Here is a 6,924-nt window from a genome sequence, read left to right on the forward strand (position 1 = left end):
CTTTTTTATGTTTTCTTTTGTAATTAATAGAAATTAAGGTTGAAATATATTAGAAATAAGATAATATTAGAAATGAAAGTCGGAAAATGATTCCAATTGTTAAAGAATTATCTATTATAAATGACTTTTCCCTTTTTAAATTTTTTTATGGTTTCCATATCATTAATATATATATGCTAGAAGAGTTGTCTAAAGGCGAGGAGGAGAGGATTGAATTGAAGAAAATTAAGTACAAGTTCATCGCAGCTTTTTTGCTCACGTCCATGATCATGGCTGTTATTGTGGGAGGTTACAGCATCTACAGTCAAGTCCAGCTTGTGGGGACTGAAATCAAGGATTATCGTGCGAACTTATATCAAGATTATGATAATATGCTGAAAGCAGAAGTTGATACCGCCGCAAGTTTGGTTCAAAGCGTTTATGCCGAACAACAGAAGGGCTTACTGACCGAAGATCAAGCCAAGCTAAAGGCAGCTGATCTCGTCCGAAATTTGCGTTTTAATGAAGGTAACTATTTCTGGATTGACACGACAGATGGAGTGAATGTCGTTCTTTTGGGAAGGACGGAAACGGAAGGGAAAAGCCGGCTTGAGGCTAAAGATCCAAACGGTGTTGCCTACGTCAAGGAGTTTATGAAGAATGGGCAGCAAGAAGGCGGGGGTTACAGCGATTATCAATTCGCCAAACCCAATACAACAGAGCCTTTACCGAAAAGAGGGTATACTCAACTTTTTAAGCCCTATAATTGGGTCATCGGAACAGGGGATTGGGTCGATAATATCGAGAAAAATGTAAGTCAAAAACAGGCTGTTTACAATGGGAATATGCTCAAAAATATAGGGGTGAATGTAGGAATGATTGGCTTAGCCTTAATCGCCGTCATCGCAGTTGCTCTTTATTTTAGCCGTAAAATATCCCAACCAATAATCGAGGTGTCCAAAGGGAGTAAAGCTGTTGCCGGAGGCGATTTAACGTTGGAAAAGTTAAAGGTGACTTCGAAGGACGAACTAGGTGATTTAGCAGAATCCTTTAATTTGATGACAGAGGGGTTACGTGAGCTTGTTCAGAAGGTCTCCCATGCTTCATCGCAAGTTGCAGCGTCTTCCCAAGAGTTAACTGCTGGAGCTGAACAATCTGCTCAGGCTTCTAGTGAAGTTGCTGTCTCGGTGACTGAAATGGCCCAAGGTGCAGAAAAACAAAAGACGACTGTGGATGAAGTGGCAGCCGTTGCGGAAGAGCTCGCTGCAGGTATGGAACAAGTCCAAGTGAATACAGGAAATGTTGTCGGCTTTGCCGAAAAGACATCAGAATCGGCAGATAAAGGCCGCACCGCGATTACGACGACCATCCAACAAATGAATGAAATTCAGTCTGTTGTCAATCGTTCTGCTGAACTTACCCAACAGTTAGGCGAGAGATCCCAGGATATTGGCAAGATTGTTGATACTATTTCGGAAATTGCTGACCAAACGAATTTACTTGCCTTGAATGCGGCGATTGAAGCAGCCCGCGCTGGTGAACAAGGGAGAGGGTTTGCGGTGGTTGCGGATGAAGTACGCAAATTGGCTGAACAATCTCAGGAAGCAGCAAAGGAAATTGCCCACTTAATCTCCGCAATGCAGCAGGATACAGATAAGGCAGTTAGGGCTATGAAGAATGGGACTTCCGTCGTGGAAACGGGTTCCAAGGTTGTGGCTCAAGCTGGCGAAGCCTTTGAAGAAATTGCGCAACACATCGAAAAGGTTGTGACTCAGGTCAAGGAAATTTCTCAGGAAATGAACCAGATGACTGAAGGAAATGAACGGATTGCTTCTTCTGTTCGTGATTTGGATCAAATTAGCCAAGTTATTGCTGAGCAAACCCAAAATGTATCGGCTTCTTCAGAAGAACAAGCGGCTTCGATGGAGGAGATTGCCTCTTCCAGCCAGGTCCTAGCGACGATGGCGGAGGATCTAGAACAGGCTTTAGCAAAGTTCAAGGTTAAAAAAGCGTAGCTAGACTGAAAGCTCTTTAACGCTTATTAAACATAATGGGAAATACAAAATTAAGCCGCGATTCTTTGTACAACGAATAAGATAGACAAAAGAATAGGCTGGTGGATGAGATAGATGAGCAAAGAGTGTTTGCTCATCTTTTCTATTAATGGGGGTAAGGAATAAGAGGAGCGCATATCAAGAGGAGCATATTTAAATCGGTAGAAAAGAATCCCTAAAGCAGAAACTCCGCTATAAGGAAAGAGAGGATAAATATCGATCGTTGAAAACCCCGGATAATATATTCCCAAAGGAAGGAGCCAAGGCCCAGAGATGACGGTGCGGGAGAAAAGAAATCCCAAGATTAGGGCAAGCAGAGAGTATAAGATTAAAAAAGGGGTGGAGCGTTTTTGGAGAATGGGATAAAGAAGAGCTATGACGCCAAGGAAATGCAAGATGCCAAAGCGGACATAAGACTCGGGCATCGCGATATAGGTAACCAAGGTGATAATCAGAGCCCAGGATAAGATCTTGAGCGCGTTGCGTAAAGGATGATGACTAAAACCGCTACTAACTCCCGCCAGGAAAATAAACAGAAGGGCTGATATCTTGCCCTCTACGAACCAGTACCAAGAGTCAACCTGAACTGGGGCAGAAGTAAAAAAGTCTAAGTCATAAACAAAGTGATAGAGAATCATCAGGATCAAGGCCAAGACTCGCAATAGATCGATTTCTCGAATCCGGGAGGAAGTACTCACAACTTACACCTTACTTTCTCAATAAAAAGTTCATAGGAAGATGCCAGTTATTAAATTTCGAAAGGGTCTGTTTCTGGAGAAAGATGTGATTGAGGTATAACAATCCGATAGGGAATGATAAGATGCTGTTCACAAAAGGGATGAGAAACAGCTAAAGACTCATTCCAGAGATTGAGAATATCGAACCGTCTTTCGGGATGATAGCCTAACAATTGGTGCTTTCCTAACGAACGCGTCAAGGGTTCATCGTGGGCCAGAGCAAAGCCCATGATACAATCACCAATAATCGTTTCCGCGATTAAGCGGGCATGTTTTCGGTGTTTACGCGGAGATTTCAAGCTCTGATGGCGAATCGAAGTTGCTACCTGGGTCTTTAAGCCCAGTTTGGCGGCCCATACCAAAGATAAAGGGGGGATAGCGATCCCTTCAGGAGGGATCATTTCTAGGGCTTTAACAGATAAGGCGTGGGGGCCGTGAGTTGGAGTAGCAAGACCTAAGGCCTGGAAAAGACCGAGTTCTTTATTAAGATTAGCCCGAAATCTTGAAACAAGCTGTGCGAGATTGGCTCGATCGGTGATATAAGGGTAACAGTTGGTGAGTGCGACATCAACCTCTTGATCCAGGGCGGCAAGAAGTTCCTCCAAATTTTTAAAGATATTTCCCGACATATCACCATCTACAAAGAGTACTCCCTCGGAGTTCATTTTACGCGCATAGAGTGCACCGACTGCCCGGGGAACATCAATGCCGAGCGGTTCGGAGAAATAAATGGTGTGGATGCGTGAGTCGGGAACGGAGCGGGTGAGTTCCAGGGTCCGATCGGTACAACCGTTCAGCACAAGGATAATGTACCTGAGGGGAAGTTCCAAGACTGTTGCCAGGACGGCCAGAATACTCTTTTCTTCGTTGTAGACGGGAATCACAACGTCATACATGCTTCTCTCCTCCCGACATATGATTCAATAACATTATATGCCGTTTCCCTTCGCTCGTCATAGAATAAAGAAGAGATGGGAAGGAGGGAGAAGGTTGTTTGATGTAGGAGACATTGTCGCTAGGCGCTCACACAAACAGGATCTGTATTTCCGGATCGTTCAGATTCAACCTGGTGGAGGAGAAAAAACAGCCTTACTTAAGGGTATTAACACTAGACTTCTGGCTGATGCTCCTCTGAATGATCTTGTTGAGAAAAATTCATCCGAGGTTGCTCATTATCAATTGGAGGATTTCCAGGGAATTTACCAAAAGCTAAATATTGTCGTCAATCAAAGAAAGGCCACTCAGGAGAGAGATGAGACTGGGGAGTATTTTGAAATACCCGGCCGGGTCCTTCATCTCGATGGAGATGAGGACTATCTTAATCAGTGTCTTAAAACCTATCGGCAGTTGGGGCTGGAGGCTAAGGGATTTTGTAAAGCAGAGATAGAACAGCCTAAAGTGATCTACCAGATTCTCGAGGATAACCCCACAGACATTCTCGTCTTGACTGGACATGATGGGTTTCTTCATGGGAAAAAAGACTTTCGGAGCCTTGATAGTTATCGGAGTTCGCGCTATTTCGTAAAATCGGTGATCGAGGCTCGGCGTTTCCAACCAAACAGGGATGCCTTGGTGATTTTTGCAGGAGCATGTCAGTCAAACTATGAAGCGATTTTGTCAGCTGGCGCAAATTTTGCTTCTTCTCCGAGGCGTACGTTGATTCACGCTTTTGATCCTGTATTTATTGTGGAGAGGATTGCTCATACGCCAATTGATGGTATGGTTTCCTTAAAAGATATTATTAAGCATACGGTTACGGGGACGGATGGGGTCGGCGGGGTTGAGACGCGTGGACAGCTGCGGCGGGGATATCCGCGAAGCCCCTATTAAGACAATGGTTCTATAGAATTGATTTAAAAATTTAGCTTAAATAGTTTGACCCTAGAGGTGTCGTTTTGGATTGCAACATCCCCGCGCCTAAGATAACTCTTATCTTAGGCGCGGGGATGTCGCGTCTGAACCTTCATTAGACGCTGTACCCCGGCTCATAGCCATTCCCGAGCAAGAACTCCGTACACTGCATGGTCAACAAAATGGTCATATAGCCATTCCGCTTCTCTAATCATCGCTTCTTTAACAAAACCCAATCGTTCAGGAATTCTTTGTTCCATCAACCCAGGGAAGCCATTCTTTGAGATATGAACGGCATGAATGGGTCAAATCGAATAACTGACTCGCATGTATAGTATCTAGCATTTAAGTACTACTTCATCATCAATCACAAACTCAAACATTCTTCATCTCTCTTTCGACCCTTTTAAGAACTTCCTCAATCTTTATACTCCTCAACCCGATTCAACCACTCTTTTATCATAGTATTGAATAATGCCTCTTGTTCAATTTGTAGGTTATGTCCTGCCATATCTAATACTGCAAACGTTCCTCTGGGATAGTTCTCAAAGATGTCCCATGCATCACGATAACCAACAGTTGAATCCTGTCGTCCTGTAATAATCAGCGTTGGTTTTGGAAAAGGCTTCGATAGGTTATGTATCTCAAATAAAAATTCATAACCGTCTTGTTGAATCCTATCCAGAAACGGTCCATCTGCAACCAAAACACCAGATAAAATTTCATCTCTAAAGCGTTCCCAGTTCTTTTGGCTCTGAACTACTGCCATTGATTCAAATTCATTCGCTTCGTCCTTTGTTAAAGAAGACAATACATCGATATCCTTAACTATAACGTTGTGTTCAGGAACATTCCTTTGGGAGCTGTTAGCAACCACAGCAGGGCATATTAAGACCATTCCATCAATAAGTTCGCGTTTTCTAGTGACTAATCCTTGTGCTAAATAACCTCCATAGGATTGACCTGCGATTAGAAAATGCTCGTTAGGAATTACCTTTTCTACAAAATCCACTACAATTTTAAGAATATCATCTGAATTTCTAATCCAACTTTCTCCCTTTGTTTTCCCCATACCAGGTAAATCAAGATAAATCCTTTGCCACCCACTTCTTTGGTTAAATATAGGTTCCATACACCCAGCCATTAGACGGTGATCGGGATAGAAACCATGAAGCATTAGAATCGGTCGGCCTTCTCCGCAGATATGATAGTTAACAATAATATTATCCAACTTGCACTCCATAATTTTATCCCCTTATTTCGTCAAATGGTACATAGCGTCTCGAGAATTCCCGACGCGCCCTAACCGCTTTCATCTTGGCTAAGTGTCGGGAATTCTCTCGGAGCCGTACGCTCCACGAAGCCAGAGGCCGCCATGGACGGTGGCCCCTTAAGCCCACCGCTTACCAAACTTCACTTTAGTTAGTTACTAACTCGTAAATTCATGACATTTACAGCATTTGTTTTCTTTTCCTTCTCAAAAGTCGCTTCCTTGATTTTAATGTAACCTAATCAGACCAAAATTTCTTCCCCTTATAATTATCTTAATCATTCAATAAATTCAACGTAGTTCTCAACAAATTCTTTTGGCATCGATGTTTTATTACAAATATCTTCTGTGCTCATGCCAGTTCTATAGTACCGTATAACAATTGACTCCATGGTCTCTCCAACTTCAATAATGTGAAAATCAGGATCATAAAAACGCATAACTCTTTGCCCCCATGGCTGTTCTCTTATCTCATGTAAAAATTCCACTTCATTTTCTTTAAGTTCGCTAAAAACTTTATCAATTTCTTCTGTTTCAAAATATAGTTCAAAATCCTTAGATTTCCTTAATATCCTGCAATTTCTTTCCCCTAGAAGCTTCTCATAATGTTCTTCTAAATGGATTGAAAAATCTCCTTCAAAAGTAACATTTTCTCCAAAATCATATTTTACTTTCTGGCCTAGTAAGTTTTCATAGAAGTTCCTCGCTATTTTTACATCTTTAACTACAACCAATGGACACACATATTTCATTTTTCATCCTCCATAAGATTATTTCTATCAGTTAAGCGACATGATGTCGCGACATCTCGTCCGATTTCAGTTAACTACCGGATTTCCGTATAATTCATTCGTATAATCTCCATATATAGTGGGATTCGCGAACCTATTTCGTGATTTCAGTGCAAAAAGTCTTTGAAATTGTAACCTATTTTTCCTCTGTAGACTGTTATAAATTCATTTTACCATCTTATGGATAATATTATCTGGATCATCCATCGAAAATGGCGATATTAACACAAGGTGGTGAGGTA

The 6,924-nt window shown here is 42.1% G+C and carries 7 protein-coding genes; 2 read left to right on the top strand and 5 right to left on the bottom strand.

The features are described 5' to 3' along the window. Nucleotides 1-215: 215 nt before the first annotated feature. Complete coding sequence (locus VM640_RS16660; RefSeq protein ID WP_325394259.1) at nucleotides 216-1,994, top strand: methyl-accepting chemotaxis protein; 1,779 nt, start codon at nucleotides 216-218, stop codon at nucleotides 1,992-1,994. Nucleotides 1,995-2,044: 50 nt separating this feature from the next. Here VM640_RS16660 and VM640_RS16665 read toward each other — a convergent pair whose 3' ends face one another. Continuing rightward, the gene (locus VM640_RS16665; RefSeq protein WP_325394261.1) at nucleotides 2,045-2,731 is read right to left on the bottom strand and encodes a heparan-alpha-glucosaminide N-acetyltransferase; all 687 of its coding nucleotides are present in this window, start codon (nucleotides 2,729-2,731) and stop codon (nucleotides 2,045-2,047) included. Nucleotides 2,732-2,781: 50 nt separating this feature from the next. Then, nucleotides 2,782-3,666 carry a glycosyltransferase family 2 protein gene (locus VM640_RS16670; protein WP_325394263.1) on the bottom strand — a complete coding sequence of 295 codons (885 nt, stop codon included), beginning with the start codon at nucleotides 3,664-3,666 and terminating at the stop codon, nucleotides 2,782-2,784. Between the two features lie 94 nt (nucleotides 3,667-3,760). On the opposite strand from VM640_RS16670, the gene yabG reads away from it, so the two are divergent. Then, entirely contained in the window at nucleotides 3,761-4,600 is an 840-nt protein-coding gene (gene yabG / locus VM640_RS16675) for a sporulation peptidase YabG (protein ID WP_325394265.1), read from the top strand. 155 nt (nucleotides 4,601-4,755) lie between these two features. On the opposite strand, the gene VM640_RS16680 is transcribed toward yabG, so the two are convergent. The 3 genes from VM640_RS16680 to VM640_RS16690 all read right to left on the bottom strand — a co-directional run bounded on the left by VM640_RS16680 (nucleotide 4,756) and on the right by VM640_RS16690 (nucleotide 6,643). Further along, nucleotides 4,756-4,881 (bottom strand): GNAT family N-acetyltransferase, encoded by a 126-nt coding sequence (locus VM640_RS16680; protein ID WP_325394267.1) that lies wholly within the window; start codon nucleotides 4,879-4,881, stop codon nucleotides 4,756-4,758. Between the two features lie 158 nt (nucleotides 4,882-5,039). Beyond that, entirely contained in the window at nucleotides 5,040-5,864 is an 825-nt protein-coding gene (locus tag VM640_RS16685; protein ID WP_325394269.1) for an alpha/beta fold hydrolase, read from the bottom strand. A gap of 305 nt (nucleotides 5,865-6,169) precedes the next feature. After that, the gene (locus VM640_RS16690) at nucleotides 6,170-6,643 is read right to left on the bottom strand and encodes a VOC family protein (RefSeq protein WP_325394271.1); all 474 of its coding nucleotides are present in this window, start codon (nucleotides 6,641-6,643) and stop codon (nucleotides 6,170-6,172) included. Nucleotides 6,644-6,924: the final 281 nt, after the last annotated feature.

Source organism: Desulfitobacterium sp. (genome assembly GCF_035539115.1).
GTDB lineage: Bacteria > Bacillota > Desulfitobacteriia > Desulfitobacteriales > Desulfitobacteriaceae > Desulfitobacterium_A.